This is a genomic window from Pseudomonas sp. C9-3, assembly GCF_032392015.1.
In the GTDB taxonomy this organism is placed as follows: Bacteria; Pseudomonadota; Gammaproteobacteria; order Pseudomonadales; family Pseudomonadaceae; genus Pseudomonas; species Pseudomonas nitroreducens.
Genome location: NZ_CP135919.1, coordinates 3,765,983 through 3,785,078 on the forward strand (window position 1 = coordinate 3,765,983; position 19,096 = coordinate 3,785,078).

Sequence of the window (19,096 nt, forward strand, 5' to 3'; positions counted from 1 at the left end):
GATAGTCGTCCATTGGCTTTTCTCCTGACCGTTCGATCCGGTTTTAGCAAAGACCACGGGAAAAAAGCTAGACGCCAAAGGTGAACGACCTGTGACAGCGTTTTACAGGACAACGTCAGGACTTTTCGGACAGAAACGAAAAAGCCCTCAGGTATCGCTACCTGAGGGCTTTCGAATATGGCGCAGCGGACGGGACTCGAACCCGCGACCCCCGGCGTGACAGGCCGGTATTCTAACCGACTGAACTACCGCTGCGTGTCGGTTGGACTTTCGTCCGGTACAGCAACCTCCTTGCGCCTGGAGTGAATCACTCGACAAGCCGGTTCGGGGTAGGAACCAAGGAGGGGGAAATGGCGCAGCGGACGGGACTCGAACCCGCGACCCCCGGCGTGACAGGCCGGTATTCTAACCGACTGAACTACCGCTGCGCGTAACTGCGAGAGTGGTGGGTGATGACGGGATCGAACCGCCGACCCTCTGCTTGTAAGGCAGATGCTCTCCCGGCTGAGCTAATCACCCTTCGTCTCGAAGTGGGCGCATTCTACAGCCGACGAATCCTAAGTCAATGCCCTGATTGAACTTTTTTTCATTTTCCGCAAAAAAAGTTCAGCGTGCGGTTAGCGCCCCCGGCGCGGCTCCAGGTTCGTGCGCAAGCTCGCTCCTACAAGAGCGCTCGCGAGGTTGACCCTGTAGGAGCGGGCTTGCTCGCGAACAGCCCTCGCTCGGAGTCGGAGAGCCACAAAAGAAAAAGGGCGACCCGCGGGCCGCCCTCCTCTTCCACACCCGACACTCAGTCGAGGTAGATCATCTTGCGCGTCATGCCGCCGTCGATCACCAGCTCCTGGCCGGTAACGAAACCGGCATCGCCATTGACCAGCCAGGACACTGCCGCAGCGATGTCTTCCACCGTACCGACGCGGCCGACCAGATGCTGATCATGGTCCAGCTCGGTCAGAGGCTCGGCTTCGCGCTCGCGCAGGTCGCGAGCGTCGATCCAGCCGGGGGAAATCGCGTTGACGCGAATCTCCGGACCCAGGCTGCTGGCCAGGGCGTGGGTCAGCGACAGCAACCCGCCCTTGCTCGCCGCATAGGCTTCGGAATTCGGCTCGGACTGGTGCGCGCGGGTGGAAGCGATGTTAACGATGACACCGCTGTGCCCACGCAGATAGGGCGCACAGTGCTTGGCCAGCAGCATCGGCCCCGTGAGATTCACCGCCAGCGTGCGGTTCCACTCGTTCAGGCCCAGGCTTTCGAGCGCCGTATTATGTGGCCGCGCGATAGCGGCATTGCTCACCAGCGCGTCGAGACGACCGAACTGGCCGATCAACTCGGCCACCGCTGCTGCAACCTGCCCTTCATTGGCCACGTCCAGGGCGATGAAGCTGGCGCGCTCGCCGAGCGCTGCGGCCACTTTCGGCCCGCGCTCACGATCGATATCCGCCAGCACCACCTGCCAGCCCTCGGCGACCAGCCAGGCGGCGATGCCCAGGCCGATGCCGTGCGCCGCCCCGGTGACCAGGACGACACGCCCGTTGCCGAGGATGTCAGCCATGCTCACAGTGCCGCCAGGCCTCGCGCCAGATCGGCCTTGATGTCGTCGACATCCTCCAGGCCAACGGCAACGCGGATCAGGTTGTCGCGGATGCCGGCGTTCTCGCGCTCGGCCGGCGAAAGGCGACCGTGGGAGGTGGTAGCCGGGTGGGCGATGGTGGTCTTGGTGTCGCCCAGGTTGGTGGTGATGGAGATCATTCGGGTAGCGTCGATGCAGCGCCACGCCGCGTCCTTGCCACCTTTCACCTCGAAGCTCACCACCGCGCCGAAGCCCTTCTGCTGACGCTTGGCCAGCTCATGCTGCGGATGACTGGGCAGGCCGGAGTAGTAGACGCGCTCGACGCCCGGCTGTTGCTCCAGCCATTCGGCGACTTGCTGGGCCGAGGCACTGTGGGCCTGCATGCGCACACGCAGTGTTTCCAGGCCCTTGATGAAGATCCAGGCGTTGAACGGGCTGAGGGTCGGGCCGGCGGTGCGCAGGAAACCGACGACGGGCTCCATCTGCGCGCGGCGACCAGCCACCACGCCGCCCATGGTGCGGCCCTGGCCGTCGATGTACTTGGTCGCCGAGTGGATCACCACATCCGCGCCCAGTTTCAGCGGTTGCTGCAACGCTGGGGTGCAGAAGCAGTTGTCCACTGCCAGCAGCGCTCCCTTGGCATGCGCGATCTCGGCCAGCGCGGCGATGTCCACCAGCTCGGCCAACGGGTTGGACGGCGATTCGACGAAGAACAGCTTGGTGTTCGGCTTGCACGCCGCTTCCCAGGCTTTCAGGTCGCTCAGCGGCGGGTAGTCCACCTCGATGCCGAAACGCTTGAAGTACTTCTCGAACAGGCTGATGGTCGAGCCAAACACGCTGCGCGAGACCAACACGTGGTCGCCGGCACTGCACAGGCTCATCACCAGGGAAAGGATCGCCGACATACCGGTGGACGTCGCCACCGCCTGCTCGGCGCCTTCCAGCGCAGCGATGCGCTCCTCGAAGGTACGCACCGTAGGGTTGGTGTAGCGCGAATAGACGTTGCCCGGCACTTCGCCGGCAAAACGCGCGGCCGCGTCGGCGGCGCTGCGGAACACGTAGCTGGAAGTGGTGAACAGGCCCTCGCCATGCTCACCTTCCGGGGTGCGGCGCTGGCCGGCACGCACCGCCAGGGTGTCGAAACCGACACCCTCGAGGTCGCTGTCCAGCCGGCCGGCTTCCCAATCCTGAGCCATGCCTGCTCTCCTTAGTCGTTATACAGATCGATGATGGCGCTGACTGCGGCGACCTTGGTCTTGGTCGCATCGTTGCGCGCCTGCTCGATCTTGTTCAGATAGGCCTCGTCGACGTCGCCGGTAACGTACTCACCGTTGAACACGGCACAGTCGAAGTGCTCGATCTTGATCTTGCCGCCCTCGGTGGATTCGATCAGGTCCGGCAGGTCCTGGTACACCAGCCAATCGGCGCCGATCAGCTCGCCGACTTCCTCGGTGCTGCGGTTGTGCGCGATCAGTTCGTGGGCGCTCGGCATGTCGATGCCGTAGACGTTGGGGTAGCGTACGGCGGGAGCGGCGGAGCAGAAGTAGACGTTCTTCGCGCCGGCCTCGCGGGCCATCTGGATGATCTGCTTGCAGGTGGTGCCGCGCACGATGGAGTCGTCCACCAGCATCACGTTCTTGCCGCGGAATTCCAGCTCGATGGCATTGAGCTTCTGGCGCACCGATTTCTTGCGCGCGGCCTGGCCGGGCATGATGAAGGTACGGCCGATGTAGCGGTTCTTCACGAAGCCTTCGCGGAACTTCACACCCAGACGGTTGGCCAGCTCCAGCGCGGCGGTGCGGCTGGTATCCGGGATCGGGATGACCACGTCGATGTCGTGGTCCGGACGCTCGCGAAGGATCTTGTCGGCCAGCTTCTCGCCCATGCGCAGGCGTGCCTTGTAGACCGAGATGCCATCGATGATGGAGTCCGGACGTGCCAGGTAGACGTGCTCGAAGATGCACGGCGAGTACTGCGGGTTGGCCGCGCACTGGCGGGTATAGAGCTTGCCTTCCTCGGTGATGTACACCGCTTCGCCCGGCGCGAGATCGCGGATCAGGGTGAAGCCGAGGACGTCCAGCGCCACGCTTTCCGACGCAATCATGTATTCCACGCCGTTTTCGGTGTGGCGCTGGCCGAAGACGATCGGGCGGATGGCATGCGGATCGCGGAAACCGACGACGCCGTGGCCGGTGATCATCGCCACCACGGCGTAGCCGCCAACGCAACGCGCATGCACGCCGGCAACGGCGGCGAAGACGTCTTCCTCGGTGGGCTGCAGCTTGTTGCGCACCGCCAGCTCATGGGCGAACACGTTGAGCAGCACTTCCGAGTCGGAGTTGGTGTTCACGTGGCGCAGGTCGGACTCGTAGATTTCCTTGGCCAACTGCTCGACGTTGGTCAGGTTGCCGTTGTGCGCCAGGGTGATGCCGTACGGCGAGTTGACGTAGAACGGCTGGGCCTCGGCGGAACTGGAGCTGCCCGCTGTGGGGTAGCGCACGTGGCCGATGCCGATCTTGCCGACCAGGCGCTGCATGTGGCGCTGCTGGAAGACGTCACGGACCAGGCCGTTGTCCTTGCGCAGGTACAGACGGTCGTCCTGACAGGTGACGATCCCCGCAGCGTCCTGGCCACGATGCTGGAGAACGGTGAGGGCGTCATACAGCGCCTGATTGACGTTCGACTTGCCCACGATACCGACGATGCCACACATGCGACGCAACCCCTAGTTGGTGTTCAGGCTAAAACAATTCCGTATTCGGCAGTATCCACCGGACCTGCCATAGCGGCGACGGCTACCCGTCGCCTCTGCCCGCCCGTCATTGGGCCGGCAGCAAAGACCCCACTCCCGATGGCGGAGTGATGGTCACGCCGGACATCCACTGCCCGGCAAAAGTCAGGATGAAGTTCTTCGACCAATCGGCGACCATCAGGAAATGCGGCATCAGCACCGATTGCTGCCACCACGGATCCTGTTGCACCGGTGCAAGGCTCAGCAGGCCCACCAGCAGAACCACCAGCAGCACGCCTCGGGCGCCGCCGAACACCATGCCGAGCACTCGGTCGGTGCCGGACATGCCGGTCACCCGCACCAGCTCGCTGATGAGGAAATTGACGAGTGCGCCCAGCAACAGCGTGACGACGAAAAGAAGAGCGCAAGCGGCGATGACGCGCCCCGAGGGCAGCTGAATATAGGGTGCGAGATGCTCGGCCAGCGCGCCGCCGAACATCCAGGCGACCGCACCGGCTACGATCCAGGTGACCAGCGACAGGGCTTCCTTGACGAAACCACGGCTCAAGCTGATCAGGCTGGAAATGACGATGATGCCGATCATCGTCCAATCGACCCAGGTAAATGCCACGTTGCGGCCCAGAAACGGAAAGGCCCCGCATTTTAGCAGAGGCCTTCGATTTAGAAGAGCCCCAGTTTGCCATGGGGCTGATTGAGAGAAGCTAACGAACCAACTCAGCCACGTTCAGGCTGGAAACGCACCACGAAGCCATTGAGCTTCTGCTGCTTGCCGAGCTGGTCGCGCAGGCGGTCCGCCTCGGCGCGCTCGACCACCGGACCGACGAACACCCGGTTCATGCCATCAAAGCTGCGCACGTAGGCGTTATAGCCCTGGCTGCGCAGGGACTTCTGCAGCTCGTCGGCGCGGGCGCGGTTGGACAGGCTGGCCAACTGCACCGACCAGCTCACCGGCAGGTTGTTGCTGTCCAGGCGCTGGGCCGGCTGTTGCGCCGGCGCGGCCGGAGCGACACTGGCCTGGGCGGGCTGCTGAGCGGGGGCAGCAGGCTTGGGCGCAACTGGCTGCGGAGCCGGAGCCTTGGGCTGGGCGGGCTGGGACTGCTGGGCCGGCAAGCTGGCAATCGGCGCGGAAGGCGCCTGCGCAGCCGCCGTATCGGCAGGCGGCACACCGTTGTCGGCGTCTTCGGCCTGCGGCTCGGGAACCTCGGTGGGCTGCACCTCGACCGTCGGCATGGCCGGCGGCTTGGGCATCACCGGCGCCTCGACCACGACCTGGCGTACTTCATCCTCGCGGGAGAACAGCATCGGCAGGAAGATCACCGCCAGCGCCAGCAGCACCAGCGCTCCGACTACCCGCTGCTTGAGCCCCTTATCGAGCAACGCCATGCAACAACTCCCCTTTGGTCTCTTATTGAGCAGCCTTGGCGAGCCACTCCAGGGCATCCGCCACGCTGTAGAACGAACCGAACACCAGAATCTCGTCATCGGTGCTTGCTGCATCGCACTGCGCTACCAGCGCCGCGGCGATATCGCCATGACAACTGACCTGCGCCCCGCGCGCCTGTAGTGCTGCCTCCAGCTCCTGCGCCGGACGGCTGCGACCGGTGGGCAACGGTGCGACGGCCCAATCCTGCACCAAGCCGAGCACGGGTTCCAGTACGCCGTCGAGATCCTTGTCCGCCAGCAGGCCAAATACCGCGTGGCGCACGCCCTTGGGCGGCGTCGCGCGCAGGCGACTGGCCAGGTATTGCGAGGCGTGCGGATTATGCCCGACGTCGAGCAGCAAGTGTCGCTCCTCGCCGTGCCACTGCACGGTGCGCCGATCCAGGCGCCCGGTGACCCGGGTACGTAGCAGCGCGGCGGCCAGTGAATCGGGCTGCCATGGCAGGTCCAGCAAGGCATAGACCTGCAGCGCCAGCGCCGCGTTCTCCATCGGCAGGTCGAGCAGCGGCAGGTTGTGCAGACTCAGCGCTTCACCCGAAGCGGAGCGGCCACGCCAGTGCCAATCGCCCTCGCCCATCGCCAGGTCGAAATCGCGACCACGAAGGACCAGCGGCGAGCCCAGCTGGCGAGCCTGCTCCAGAATCGGCGCCGGCGGTTCCAGGTCGCCACACACGGCAGGCTTGCCGGTGCGGAAGATGCCGGCTTTCTCGAAGGCCACGCTTTCGCGGGTATCGCCCAGCCAGTCGACATGGTCGATGCCGATGCTGGTGACCACGGCAACATCGGAGTCGATCAGGTTGACCGCATCCAGGCGGCCGCCCAGGCCGACTTCCAGGACCACGGCATCGAGGTTGGCGCGCTCGAACAGCCAGAAGGCCGCGAGAGTGCCCATCTCGAAGTAGGTCAGGGAGATTTCGCCGCGCGCCGCCTCGACGGCGGCGAAGGCTTCGCACAGCGCTTCATCGCTGGCTTCGGCGCCATCGATGAGCACGCGCTCGTTGTAACGCAGCAGGTGCGGCGAGCTGTACACGCCGACCCGCTGGCCCTGCTCGCCGAGCATGGCGGCGAGGAAGGCGCAGGTGGAACCCTTGCCGTTGGTGCCGGTGACGGTCACCACGCGGGGTGCTGGGCGCCCCAGGCCAAGCCGGCCGGCTACTTCACGGGAGCGGTCCAGCCCCATGTCGATTGCCGTGGGGTGGAGTTGTTCGAGGTAGCTGAGCCAGTCGGCAAGGGTACGTTGGGTCATCCTGCGAGTGCGGTACTTGGAGTGTGGGTGAACTTGGCGAGCACCTTGGCCAGGCGCGGACGCAGCTCGGCACGGTGAACGATCATGTCGATGGCGCCGTGCTCCAGCAGGAACTCGCTGCGCTGGAAGCCTTCGGGCAGCTTCTCGCGCACGGTCTGCTCGATCACGCGCGGACCGGCGAAGCCGATCAGGGCGCGCGGCTCGCCGACGATCACGTCGCCGAGCATCGCCAGGCTGGCGGAAACACCGCCGTAAACCGGGTCGGTCAGCACGGAGATGAACGGGATGCCCTCTTCGCGCAGCCGGGCCAGCGCGGCGGAGGTCTTGGCCATCTGCATCAGGGAGATCAGCGCTTCCTGCATGCGCGCGCCACCCGAGGCGGAGAAGCAGATCATCGGGCAGCGGTTTTCCAGTGCGTAGTTGGCGGCGCGCACGAAGCGCTCGCCGACGACGGAGCCCATGGAGCCGCCCATGAAGGAGAACTCGAAGGCACTGACCACCACCGGCATGCCCATCAGCTTGCCGCTCATGGAGATCAGCGCGTCCTTCTCGCCGGTATCCTTCTGCGCAGCGGTCAGGCGGTCCTTGTACTTCTTGCTGTCGCGGAATTTCAGGCGGTCCACCGGCTCCAGCTCGGCACCCAGCTCCTCGCGACCTTCCTCATCGAGGAAGATGTCGATGCGCGCGCGCGCGCCGATACGCATGTGGTGATCGCACTTGGGGCAGACATCGAGGGTCTTTTCCAGCTCCGGACGGTACAGCACCGCTTCGCAGGACGGGCACTTGTGCCACAGGCCTTCCGGTACCGAGCTCTTCTTAGCCTCGGAACGCATGATGGAAGGGATCAGCTTGTCTACCAGCCAGTTGCTCATGCTTACATCTCCAGTGCAGGGGCGCGGTGCGATGGACGGCGCCTGCCCCTGAGCAAATTCATCGTCGCGGTACCGACCTCAAGGCCGGAACCCCTCGCAAACAAAGGCGCCGCCGAGGCGTCGCCATGAATACACCACTGGGTCGCCGACGGTAGCCGCCAACGAGTCCCAACGCTGCCGTGCAGCGATTGGGTAGTGGACGGCGGCGGGCCGCTCGTCGTCACATGAAGATTCCGCGTCAAGCCACCGACCGACACTGGGCGATGAAATCGCGGATCTTCTGCGCATCCTTGATCCCCTTGCTCGCCTCCACCCCGCCGCTCACATCCACGGCGTATGGCCGCACCTGGGCGATGGCTTCGGCCACGTTGGCAACCGTCAGGCCACCCGCCAGGATCAGTGGGCGCCCCACATCCTTCGGCACCAGGGACCAGTCGAAAGCCTGCCCGGTTCCACCAGGGACGCCCTCCACGTAGGTATCGAGGAGGAAACCACTGGCCTGCGGATAGCTGGCGATCTGCGCCGCCACGTCGTCGCCCGGCTTTACCCGCAGGGCCTTGAGATAACGCTTGTGCCAGCCAGAGCAGGCTTCGGGCGTTTCGTCACCGTGGAACTGCAGTACGTCCAGAGGCACCGCATCGAGGATTTCCCCCAATTCGCAACGGCTGGCATCGACGAACAGGCCGACGGTGCTGACGAAGGGCGGCAACGCCGCAACGATTGCCCTGGCCTGCTGGATGCTCACCGCACGCGGACTCCTGGCGTAGAACACCAGGCCGATGGCGTCAGCGCCCGCCTCGGCGGCTGCCAGGGCATCCTCGACTCGGGTAATACCGCAGATTTTGATGCGAACGGCAGACAAGATGCAGCAACCTTCAGGCAAGTGATCGATCGATGGTAGCAAATGACCCTGGCAACGTCAGCCAACGACATCCGGCAAACTTGAAAGGAAATGTGGCCCCAGGTAGCGCTCGGGCAACACGAACTCTTCCGGGTATTCCACACTCACCAGGTACAGTCCGTACGGATGCGCGGTGATGCCGCTGGCGCGCCGGTCGCGCGCAGCCAGCGCCTCAGCTGCCCACTCCACCGGGCGCTCGCCGGCGCCAATAGTCATCAGCATGCCGGCAAAATTACGCACCATGTGATGCAGGAAGGCGTTGGCGCGGACATCCAGCACGATGAAGCGCCCGTGCTCGATCACCTCCAGGTGATGCACGGTCTTGATCGCCGACTTGGCCTGGCACTGCACCGCGCGGAACGAGGTGAAGTCGTGGGTGCCGACCAGCGCCTTGGCTGCCTCGCGCATGCGCGAGACATCCAGCGGACGGTGGTTCCAGGTGACCTCCTCGGCCATGTGTGCCGGGCGGATCTGGTCGTTGTAGATCACATAGCGGTAGCGCCTTGCCATAGCGGTGAAGCGCGCATGGAAATGTGCCGGCATCACCTTGGCCCAGGTCACGCTGATATCGTTGGGCAGGTTGGCATTGGTGCCCATGACCCAGGCGATGAGCGAGCGCTCGGCGGTGGTATCGAAATGCACCACCTGCCCGCTCGCGTGCACCAGCGCATCGGTACGGCCAGCACACATCAGCGAGACCGGGTGATCCGCCACCCGGGACAGGGCTTTTTCCAGCGCGCCCTGCACGGTCGGCACACCATTTTCCTGGCGCTGCCAACCGCGATATCGCGAGCCTTTGAATTCGACGCCCAGGGCAATCCTGGAAACGCCAACGGCGGCCGATTCGGCCGCCGCTGAGGGTACTGCTTCAATCATCTATCTGGAGCCTTCCGGCTCAGGCGATACGCCCGAGCAGTTCGCGAGCTTCCTGCTGCTGGTTGTCGTTACCCTCGGTGAGCACTTCATCGAGGATGTCGCGGGCGCCTTCAGTGTCGCCCATGTCGATGTAGGCACGCGCCAGGTCGAGCTTGGTGGCCGCTTCGTCGGCGCCGGAGAGGAAGTCGAAATCGTCTTCGTCATCGGCACCCTCGCCCGGCAGGTCGAGGTCGCTGGCGGCGAAGCTGTCTTCGGCCAGCGGCGCGGCAACGGGAGCCTGCGGCTCGTCGTTCTGCGACGACAGGCGATCCAGTTCGGCGCTGACCTCGTCCAGCTGTGCGGCGAAACTGTCATCGGCCTTGGCCGGCGCCGGTTCGTCATCCGCCAGGGACAGGTCGAAGTCGTCCGGCAGGTCGTCGGCCTGCGGCGCCTTGCTGTCGATATCCAGGCTGAACTCCTCGGGGCTCACGCCGGACAGCGAAGCGGTGTCGTCGTCCAGGCCCAGCAGGAAGTCGTCTTCCGCCGATGCCAGGGTAGCACGGGTGTCTTTCTCCAGATCCTTGTCCAGGTCCAGGGAGAAGTCGCCCAGATCGTCCGCCAGCGACGGAGCCTCGACCTTGGCTACCGACTCTTCCGGCAGGTCCAGGTCGAAGGCGAAGTCGTCCTCGGCCTTGGCGCTCGGCGCCTGGGCCGGCGAACCGCCCAGGCTCAGGTCGTCATCCAGGTCGAAACTGCCGAAGGACAGATCGTCGTTCTGCTGGGCGGCCGGAGCGGCAGGTTTGTCTTCGCCCAGGTCAAGGTCGTCGAGCGCCAGGTCGAAGGCATCGTCCAGGCCACCATGGGGCTGCGCAGCGGGCTCCGCGGCGGCAGCCGGGGAATCGATGGTGAAGTCGTCCAGGCTGAATCCGTCGAGTCCATCGTCGGAAGCCGCCGCCGCTGCGGCCAGGCCGCCACCCACTGCTGCCAGGGTGACCATGCCCGGGTAGCGGGATTTCAGTTGTTCCACTTGCGGTTCGGCACCGCCGATCTCGCGCAGCTCGTTTTCCTGGCGGGCGAAGCCTTCTCGATCACCGATCTCGGCATAGACCTCCATCAGCTTCAGGCGCAGGTCGGCGCGCTGCGGCTCATCGTAGATGGCGCCCTGCAGCAGTTCGGCAGCCTGGTTGAAGCGGCCGTAGGCGATGTAGATGTCCGCCTCGCCCAGCGCATCGCTGGTCTGTGCGGCAACGCGCTCGGGCGCAGCTTGTGTCGGGGCAGCGACTTCGGCGGCCTGCGGCACATCGAGGGTATCCAGCTCGCTGCCGGCGAGAGCCAGGTCATCGTCCAGGTGCGGCTCGTCGTCACCGGCGTAGGCAGCGAGGCTTTCCTGCTCCTTGGCGGCGCGACGGCGGGAAATGATCATCAGCAGGACCAGCAGGGCGAGCAGCGCGCTACCGGCAATGGCACCCAGCCAGATCGGATTGGCGAGGATCTCGTCGACGATGCTGGTCTGGGCCTGCTCAACCGGAGCAGCCACCGGAGCAGGCGCCGGCTTGGGCTTCTGCGCTTCGGGTGCAGGGGCGACCGGAGCGGGCGTCGGTGCGGGTTGCGGCTGGGCCTCGGCGGCCGGGGCTGGCGGAGTGCCTGCGTCGCCAGCGGGAGCCGGGGCGACCGGTTGTTCTGCAACCGCCGGAGCCGGCGGAGTTGCGGGCTGAGCAGACGGTTCGGCGCCCGGCACCGGAGCCGGCACGACAGCGGCGCCGTTGGCGGCACTCTTGTCATTGCCCAATTCGTTCTGCAGCTTCGCCAGCTGCGCATCCTTCAGCGCAATCAGCTTCTGCAGCTTGTCCATCTGGCTCTGCAGGTCGGTCATGCGACTGCTCAGCTCGTCATTCTCGCGACGGGTGCTGTCGAGACTTTCCTTGGTGACGGCCAGCTTGTCGGCGACGGCCTGACCATCCTTGCTGCCCTTGTCGCCACCCTTGGCCTTGCCGTTCTCGCCGGAGAGCAGGCGCAGGCTGTCCTTGGTTTCGGCCTGGGCCGGAGCGTTACCGGCGTTGGCGCGGGGAGTGGCGTCCAGCTGACGGGTACCGCCGGTGGGCAGGCTGCGGCCCTCGCGCCAGGCGGTGTACTGCTGTTTGACTTCGGTCTCGGCGGTCGGCTGGGTGCGGGCCTTGATCTGCTCCGCATCGGGCAGGCGCAGCACCTGGCCACTCTTCAGGCGGTTGATGTTGCCGCCGAGGAAGGCGTCGGGATTGAGGTCCTGGATCGCCAGCATGGTCTGCTGGACGGATACGCTGCCGTCCGGGCGCGCACGGGCAGCGATGTCCCAGAGGGTGTCATTCTTGCCGGTGCGGTATTCGTTGCCTTCCAGGCGGCGCGACGCGGCAGCCGGGGCCGGGGCCGGGGCCGGAGCGGCGCTGCGGGCGGGAGCGGCGGCAAGTCGGGGCGCAGCCGTGGCGGACGGGCGCACCACCGGGGCAGGGACGGCCATCGGCGCGCGCGGCACGGCAGCGGCGGTTTGCGGGGAATACAGCGGCGGGTCCAGCAGCACGGTGTATTCGCGCAGCAGTCGACCATTGGGCCAGAGCACTTCCACGAGGAAGTTCAGGTAGGGTTCCTGCACCGGCCGGTCGGAGGTCACGCGAATGACACTCTTGCCGTTGGGCTTGACGATGGGGGTGAACTTCAGCCCGGTCAGGAAGTACTGACGGTCGACGCCGGCCTTGTTGAAGTCTTCCGGAGAAGCCAGCTTCGGGATCACCTCGGCCGCGGACAGGTCACGAACTTCGACCAGCTCGATTTCGGCATCCAGCGGCTGGTTCAGCGCCGAACGCAGGTGGATGTCTCCCAACCCCAGCGCATGCGCCATGCCCGAGGTCAGTGCCGAAGCAGCTGCGATTGCCTGCACCAGTTTGCGAAGCCGGACCATATAGTAATCCCTTGTTTTAATAGCTTTTTTCTGGATTAGAACAACGTCTATCGGGCGCCGCTGCCCACTACACCCGCCGTTTTCACGGCAGTGCTTCCCCTGTCAGCGACGTTCCCGGCCAGTATTGCCAAGCTAGAATACTTCTTCAAATATTCGGTAAGTATCTTTTACAGATAGTGTTTTATCAACAATTCGCCCAAGTTCACAGCATTTAGGGCTGCGCCTTTTCTCACATTATCTGACGCAATCCACAAATTCAGTTCGCACGAATCTGTCAGACCGGTCCGTAGGCGACCGACGTAAACCGTATCCTGCCCCTGTGCATCGCCGATGACAGTCGGGTAATCGTCTTCCACCAGCTCAATGCCGTCAGCCGCCTCGAGAGCTGCGCTGACATCGGGCAGGGAAACCGGGGCCGCAGCCTTGATGGTCAGCATCAGGGCATCACCGAAGAAAACCGGGGCCACGCTGCAGGTCACGCTCAGGCCATGCTCCAGCTCGGGGAACAGCCTTGCGAGCTCCGCCGCGATGCGACGCTCCACCGCGGAATGGCCCCGCTCGTCGACGCCACCCAACTGCGCGAGCATGTTGAAGGCGAACTGGCGATCCACCAGGCGCGGCTCCAGCGGGCGCGCATTGAGCAGCTCGGCAGTCTGCCGCGCCAGCTCCTGTACCCCCTCGCGCCCCAGCGCAGAGGCGGACAGGCAGGCAGCCACATTGACCTGGCGAAGCTCCAGCACGCCGCGCAGCGCCGCGAGCACCTCGGCCACCTCGGCGGCGGGCGCTGCCGGCGCCGCAATCAGGGCGGGGAGCTGCAGGGTTTCGATGGCATCGCCATTCACGCAGGCCTGGGCCAGCAGCGCGGCGGCATTGTTCAGCGAGGCACCACTGAGGTCGATCACACTGCAGCCAGCCTCGCTGGCGCGGGCGGCGCAGTCGGCAGCAGCTTCGGCGCCCACGGAGAGGAACGCCAGGCGCACCTTGGCGAAGTCGAAATCATCGAGCTTGCCGACCCGGATGTTGCGCCCACGGAAGCCTATCGACTTGCCGGCGGATTCGCCGCTGGCCAGCAGATACAGGTTGGCGACGGGGAAGTCGCGCTCTTCCAGCAGTTCGACCAAAGCCTCGCCAACGAGTCCTGTGGCGCCAACTACGGCGATGTCGAGTGTTTCAGGCATCGGGGTCTCACAATCGGTGGGAAAAGTAGCGCAGCACTTTACTGCCCCCACCGGCGGCGAAGCAATCGAGCGCCCCGCCGCCTATCGCCGCAGCTCAGGGGCGCGGCTCGCCCCCGGCGGCCTGAGCGGTCAACCCTGCGGATGCCTGGGCGACCTCGCCTGCCGCTGCCTGGGGATTGCCCGCTGGCGAGGCGGCCTGGGCCTTGGCGCGATCCTGCTCGGCCAGTCGCGCGATCAGGCCGGCGATCTGCGAGTCTTTCAACTCGATCAGCTTGTTCAACTTCTGGGTCTGGCTTTCCAGGTCGGAAATCCGGCTGCGCAGTTCCTCGCCTTCACGGCGTGCGCTGTCCAGGCCTTCCTGGGCAACGGCCAACTGCTCGGCCTCCACCTTGCCTTTATCTTTACCCGGCTGACCGGAGACCAGACGCAGGTTGTCGCGCTCATCGGCCTTCGCCGGCGCACTGCCAGCCTCTGCCTTGTGGGTCGCGTCCAGTTGGCGCTCCTGCTGCGCCAGTTGCGGATTGCGCTTGGCCTTCCACTGAGAATTCTGGGTTTCCACGTGGGCCACTGCCTGGGCATGGCTCTGCTCGCGAACCTGTTGTTCGCTGGGCAGACGCAGTACCTGGCCGACCTTCAGGCGATTGATGTTGCCGTCGACGAAGGCATCGGGGTTCATCCGCTGCATCGCCGCCATGGTCTGCATGACCGAGACGCCGCCGGATGGGCGATTGCGCGAGGCGATGTCCCACAGCGCGTCGTTGCGCTGGATGCGATAGCTGTCAGCCGGCGCATTGGCCACAGAAGGCGCCAACGGTTGCGCTTGCGGCGCACGAACAGCAGCAACCGGCGCAATGGCCGGCGGCGTCACGGGGCTGGCTACATAGGACGGCGGGTCCAGCAACAGGGTGAACTCACGAACCAGGCGCCCCTGCGGCCAGACGACCTGCAGGACAAAGTTCACGTACGGCTCGCGAATCGGCCTGTTCGAGCTGACATGAATGACGCCACGGCCGTTCTTGCCGATATCAGGGGTGAATTTCAGCCCGCTGGTGACCACGTTGCGGTCCACCCCGAGGCGCTCGAAGTCCTCGGCCGAGGCCAGGCTCACCACGACGTCTTCGGAGCTCATGTCAGCCGCACCGCGCAGATCGATATTGGCCGAAAGGTTCTGCCCCAGCGCCGCCCGCGAGGAAATGTCGCCCAGCTCAAGGGCGCCCGCCATGCCCGGCAGGAAAGCCGCCGCCACCGCCGTTGCCAACCACAATCTGTGTAACCGAGCCATCCTCTCCCCCGCTGCTTGCTTGCCGTCGGCCGGCGCGAAAGGGCGCGCCAGAACCTGTCCCCATGGACGGGCTGCGAGGATAGCGACTGGTTCCCGGTGGCTTTTGCGGGTGCGTCACAGAAACTGGCGCCAAAGAGCCGGCAGTGACACGGGCTGGCGTTTTTGTGCGGCGGTTCACCTACACAAGGGGAACTTCTCGTGTTCCAGAAAGCACAACGCCGGCACTGGGCCGGCGTCGTGAGGTCACGCAGAGCGGATCAACGCTCGAGCAGGATGCGCAGCATACGGCGCAGCGGCTCGGCAGCGCCCCACAGCAACTGGTCGCCGACGGTGAAGGCACCGATGTACTGCGAGCCCATGTTGAGCTTGCGCAGACGGCCCACCGGAACACTCAGGGTGCCGGTAACGGCCGCCGGAGTCAGTTCGCGCATGCTGATCTCGCGCTGGTTGGGGATCAGTTTCACCCAGGGATTGTGCTGGCTGATCATGCCTTCGATGTCCGCGATGGGGACATCCTTGTTCAGCTTGATGGTCAGCGCCTGGCTGTGGCAGCGCATGGCGCCGATGCGCACGCAGATGCCGTCGACCGGGATCGGGTTCTTGAAGCGACCGAGGATCTTGTTGGTTTCCGCCTGGCCTTTCCACTCTTCGCGGCTCTGGCCGTTGGGCAGTTCCTTGTCGATCCACGGGATCAGGCTGCCGGCCAGCGGTGCGCCGAAGTTCTCGGTCGGCATGGCGTCGCTGCGGATGGCCTCAGCGACCTTGCGGTCGATGTCGAGGATGGCGCTGGACGGGTTGGCCAGGTCATCGGCAACGGAGGCGTTGATGGCGCCCATCTGCTTGATCAGCTCGCGCATGTTCTGCGCGCCGGCGCCGGAGGCCGCCTGGTAGGTCATGGCGGACATCCACTCGACCAGGCCGGCTTCGAACAGGCCGCCCAGGGCCATCAGCATCAGGCTGACGGTGCAGTTGCCGCCGATGTAGTTCTTGGTGCCGGCATCCAGCGAGTTGTCGATGACCTTGCGGTTGACCGGGTCGAGGACGATGACCGCGTCATCCTGCATGCGCAGGCTGGAGGCGGCGTCGATCCAGTAGCCCTGCCAGCCGGCTTCGCGCAGCTTGGGGAAGACTTCGCTGGTGTAGTCGCCGCCCTGGCAGGTCAGGATGACGTCGAGGGTTTTCAGTTCCTCGATGCTGTAGGCGTCCTTGAGGGGGGCAATGTCCTTGCCAATGGACGGGCCTTCGCCACCCACATTGGAGGTGGTGAAGAACACCGGCTCGATCAGGTCGAAGTCCCGCTCTTCCAGCATCCGCTGCATGAGCACCGAACCCACCATGCCACGCCAACCGATCAGACCTACACGCTTCATCGCTACTACACCTTCAAATATTTAGAGGGCCGTCGTTCCCGCTTTCCTACAAGAGCGCGGGAACGAGCGAGCCGGACAGATTACAGATTCCGCAGAGCCGCGACTACCGCATCGCCCATTTCGCGGGTACCGACCTTGGTGCAGCCTTCGGACCAGATGTCACCGGTGCGCAGGCCCTGGTCGAGGACCAGGCTCACGGCCTTCTCGATGGCGTCGGCGGCGGCGCCTTCGTTGAAGGTGTAACGCAGCATCATCGAGACCGAGAGGATGGTCGCCAGCGGGTTGGCGATGCCCTTGCCGGCGATGTCCGGCGCGGAACCGTGGCAAGGCTCGTACATGCCCTTGTTGTTCGAATCCAGCGAGGCAGAAGGCAGCATGCCGATGGAACCGGTGAGCATGGAAGCCTCATCCGACAGGATGTCGCCGAACATGTTGTCGGTCACCATCACGTCGAACTGCTTGGGCGCACGGACCAGCTGCATTGCAGCGTTGTCCACGTACATGTGCGACAGCTCGATGTCCGGGTAGTCCTTGGCGACTTCCTCGACCACTTCGCGCCACAGCTGGCTGGAAGCCAGGACGTTGGCCTTGTCCACCGAGCACAGCTTCTTGTTGCGCACGCGGGCCATGTCGAAGCCGACGCGGGCGATGCGGCGGATTTCGCTTTCGCTGTACGGCAGAGTGTCGTACGCCTGGCGCTCGCCGTTCTCCAGTACGCGCTGCTCGCGCGGTTGGCCGAAGTAGATGCCGCCGGTCAGCTCGCGGACGATGAGGATGTCCAGGCCGGCGACCACTTCGGGCTTCAGGCTGGAGGCATCAGCCAGCTGCGGGTAGAGGATGGCCGGGCGCAGGTTGCCGAACAGGCCCAGTTGCGAACGGATTTTCAGCAAGCCGCGCTCAGGGCGGATGTCACGCTCGATCTTGTCCCACTTCGGGCCGCCCACGGCGCCCAGCAGGACGGCGTCGGAGTTGCGCGCACGCTCCAGGGTCTCGTCGGCCAGCGGTACGCCGTGCTTGTCGATGGCGGCGCCGCCGATCACGTCTTCGGTCAGCTCGAAGCCCAGGGCGAACTTGTCGTTGGCCAGCTCCAGCACCTTGACCGCTTCGGCCATGATTTCCGGGCCGATACCGTCGCCGGGGAGAACCAGAATCTGTTTGCTCATCTCTCTGCTCACTTTATAAAAGTCGCTTGGCAAAAAACGTAACGCTCCGGGCGGCTCGCGCCACCCGGAGCGGTCAAAAAGCTGAAATCAGCGCTCGGCCCAGAGCACCAGCACGTCAGTGCTGAAAGAGCCCTCGGCGTCGATCTCGAAATACTCGCGCACCTCGTCGCCCATCGAAAGCTGCAGGGCACGAATGGCCTGGCGCATCACGTCGGGCGTACGCATGCGCTCGACCCAGGAGGTGAACTCCAGGCGCAGTCGCTGGCGCTTGGCAGCGGTCACCGCAAGCCCAGCCTCGCCCACCAGGCGCGCCCACTCCGACGGCGAGTAGTCACGCACGTGGCTGGTGTCGCGCAGAACCTCGACAGTCTGCAGATAGGTGTCCAGCAGAGGCAAGCCCGGCGCCGCGACATCGATGAAGCAGGCCACGCCGCCCGGCTTGAGCACCCGGCGCACTTCGCGCAGCGCCTGGCCAACATCCCGCCAGTGGTGCGCGGAATAGCGGCTGAAGACGAAGTCGAACTCACCCTCTTCGAACGGCAACTGCTCGGCGCCGCCACAACGCGTGGAGATGTTGCCCAGGCCGCGCTCGGCGGCGGCAGAAGCCACCACGTCGAGCATCTGCTGGGACAGGTCGTAAGCCACAACCTCGCCAGCCAGTGGCGCGACGTTGAAGCTTACGTGCCCTGCCCCGCAACCCAGATCCAGCACACGCGCACCGGTAGTCGCCGACAGTCGCTCGCGCAGTTGGGCGAATTCTTCGCCCTGGGCGTGGACGGCACTAGTCAGGTAAGCGTTGGCCTGGGCGCCGAACTGGCGCTGGACCACTTGCTCGTGGCGACTCTGGGTCATGGCTTTCTCCTTGGCTTGCGGTTGCTACGGCGCCATCAGGCGTCGCGGAACAACCAGGGTTGCTGCTGTTTATAGCCACCTTCGAAACTGCGGATGGCGTCGGCGTCCTGCAGGGTCAGGCCGATGTCGTCCAGGCCGTTGAGCAGGCAGTGCTTGCGGAACGCGTCCACTTCGAAGCTGTACTGCTTGCCATCCGGACGGGTCACGGTCTGTGCGGCCAGGTCGACGGTCAGTTGGTAACCCTCGGTGGATTCGCACTGGGCGAACAGCTCGTCCACTTCTTCATCCTTCAGAATGATCGGCAGCAGGCCGTTCTTGAAGCTGTTGTTGAAGAAGATGTCAGCAAAGCTCGGCGCGATCACGGTGCGGAAGCCGTACTCGTCCAGCGCCCACGGCGCGTGCTCACGGGAGGAGCCGCAGCCGAAGTTCTCACGGGCCAGCAGCACGCTGGCGCCCTGGAAGCGCGGGAAGTTGAGGACGAAGTCCTTGTTCACCGGACGCTTGGAGTTGTCCTGGTTCGGCTGGCCGACGTCCAGGTAGCGCCACTCGTCGAACAGGTTCGGGCCGAAGCCGGTGCGCTTGATCGACTTGAGGAATTGCTTGGGAATGATCTGGTCGGTGTCGACGTTGGCGCGGTCGAGCGGCGCAACGAGACCGGTGTGCTGGGTAAAGGCTTTCATGTT

16 protein-coding genes and 3 tRNA genes are annotated in these 19,096 nt (G+C 65.0%); all 19 read right to left on the minus strand.

Going from position 1 to position 19,096, the window contains the following annotated elements:
• Window positions 1-178 precede the first annotated feature (178 nt).
• Window positions 179-255: transfer RNA gene (locus RS899_RS17005), tRNA-Asp, on the minus strand.
• Between the two features lie 96 nt (window positions 256-351).
• A tRNA-Asp gene (locus tag RS899_RS17010) sits at window positions 352-428 on the minus strand.
• 15 nt (window positions 429-443) lie between these two features.
• Window positions 444-519, minus strand: a tRNA-Val gene (locus tag RS899_RS17015).
• Between the two features lie 271 nt (window positions 520-790).
• Window positions 791-1,552, minus strand: coding sequence for an SDR family oxidoreductase (locus RS899_RS17020; protein WP_267919113.1), 762 nt, complete (start codon window positions 1,550-1,552; stop codon window positions 791-793).
• A gap of 2 nt (window positions 1,553-1,554) precedes the next feature.
• The gene (locus tag RS899_RS17025) at window positions 1,555-2,766 is read right to left on the minus strand and encodes an O-succinylhomoserine sulfhydrylase (RefSeq protein ID WP_054909176.1); all 1,212 of its coding nucleotides are present in this window, start codon (window positions 2,764-2,766) and stop codon (window positions 1,555-1,557) included.
• A gap of 11 nt (window positions 2,767-2,777) precedes the next feature.
• The gene (purF, locus tag RS899_RS17030) at window positions 2,778-4,283 is read right to left on the minus strand and encodes an amidophosphoribosyltransferase (protein WP_037015408.1); all 1,506 of its coding nucleotides are present in this window, start codon (window positions 4,281-4,283) and stop codon (window positions 2,778-2,780) included.
• A gap of 106 nt (window positions 4,284-4,389) precedes the next feature.
• Window positions 4,390-4,932 carry a CvpA family protein gene (locus RS899_RS17035; RefSeq protein ID WP_138525869.1) on the minus strand — a complete coding sequence of 181 codons (543 nt, stop codon included), beginning with the start codon at window positions 4,930-4,932 and terminating at the stop codon, window positions 4,390-4,392.
• A gap of 104 nt (window positions 4,933-5,036) precedes the next feature.
• Window positions 5,037-5,705 carry an SPOR domain-containing protein gene (locus RS899_RS17040; protein WP_315807652.1) on the minus strand — a complete coding sequence of 223 codons (669 nt, stop codon included), beginning with the start codon at window positions 5,703-5,705 and terminating at the stop codon, window positions 5,037-5,039.
• Window positions 5,706-5,727: 22 nt separating this feature from the next.
• On the minus strand, window positions 5,728-7,008 hold the full coding sequence (gene folC / locus RS899_RS17045) for a bifunctional tetrahydrofolate synthase/dihydrofolate synthase (protein ID WP_315807653.1): 1,281 nt from the start codon (window positions 7,006-7,008) through the stop codon (window positions 5,728-5,730).
• Window positions 7,005-7,880: an acetyl-CoA carboxylase, carboxyltransferase subunit beta gene (gene accD, locus RS899_RS17050; protein WP_054909172.1), complete on the minus strand. Its 876-nt coding sequence runs from the start codon at window positions 7,878-7,880 to the stop codon at window positions 7,005-7,007. The genes folC and accD overlap by 4 nt, the downstream gene beginning before the upstream one ends.
• A 238-nt stretch (window positions 7,881-8,118) precedes the next feature.
• Window positions 8,119-8,742, minus strand: a complete 624-nt coding sequence (locus tag RS899_RS17055; RefSeq protein ID WP_315807654.1) for a phosphoribosylanthranilate isomerase — start codon at window positions 8,740-8,742, stop codon at window positions 8,119-8,121.
• Between the two features lie 57 nt (window positions 8,743-8,799).
• On the minus strand, window positions 8,800-9,657 hold the full coding sequence (gene truA, locus RS899_RS17060) for a tRNA pseudouridine(38-40) synthase TruA (RefSeq protein WP_054909170.1): 858 nt from the start codon (window positions 9,655-9,657) through the stop codon (window positions 8,800-8,802).
• A gap of 19 nt (window positions 9,658-9,676) precedes the next feature.
• Window positions 9,677-12,568 carry a FimV/HubP family polar landmark protein gene (locus RS899_RS17065; protein WP_315807655.1) on the minus strand — a complete coding sequence of 964 codons (2,892 nt, stop codon included), beginning with the start codon at window positions 12,566-12,568 and terminating at the stop codon, window positions 9,677-9,679.
• Between the two features lie 167 nt (window positions 12,569-12,735).
• On the minus strand, window positions 12,736-13,746 hold the full coding sequence (locus tag RS899_RS17070; protein ID WP_315807656.1) for an aspartate-semialdehyde dehydrogenase: 1,011 nt from the start codon (window positions 13,744-13,746) through the stop codon (window positions 12,736-12,738).
• 94 nt (window positions 13,747-13,840) lie between these two features.
• Window positions 13,841-15,010 (minus strand): FimV/HubP family polar landmark protein, encoded by a 1,170-nt coding sequence (locus RS899_RS17075; RefSeq protein WP_315807657.1) that lies wholly within the window; start codon window positions 15,008-15,010, stop codon window positions 13,841-13,843.
• 275 nt (window positions 15,011-15,285) lie between these two features.
• Window positions 15,286-16,398, minus strand: a complete 1,113-nt coding sequence (gene asd, locus RS899_RS17080) for an aspartate-semialdehyde dehydrogenase (RefSeq protein WP_024766916.1) — start codon at window positions 16,396-16,398, stop codon at window positions 15,286-15,288.
• A gap of 80 nt (window positions 16,399-16,478) precedes the next feature.
• On the minus strand, window positions 16,479-17,561 hold the full coding sequence (leuB, locus tag RS899_RS17085) for a 3-isopropylmalate dehydrogenase (protein WP_024766915.1): 1,083 nt from the start codon (window positions 17,559-17,561) through the stop codon (window positions 16,479-16,481).
• A gap of 87 nt (window positions 17,562-17,648) precedes the next feature.
• Entirely contained in the window at window positions 17,649-18,413 is a 765-nt protein-coding gene (locus tag RS899_RS17090; protein ID WP_054909167.1) for a class I SAM-dependent methyltransferase, read from the minus strand.
• 35 nt (window positions 18,414-18,448) lie between these two features.
• The gene (gene leuD, locus RS899_RS17095; RefSeq protein WP_315807658.1) at window positions 18,449-19,093 is read right to left on the minus strand and encodes a 3-isopropylmalate dehydratase small subunit; all 645 of its coding nucleotides are present in this window, start codon (window positions 19,091-19,093) and stop codon (window positions 18,449-18,451) included.
• Window positions 19,094-19,096 lie beyond the last annotated feature (3 nt).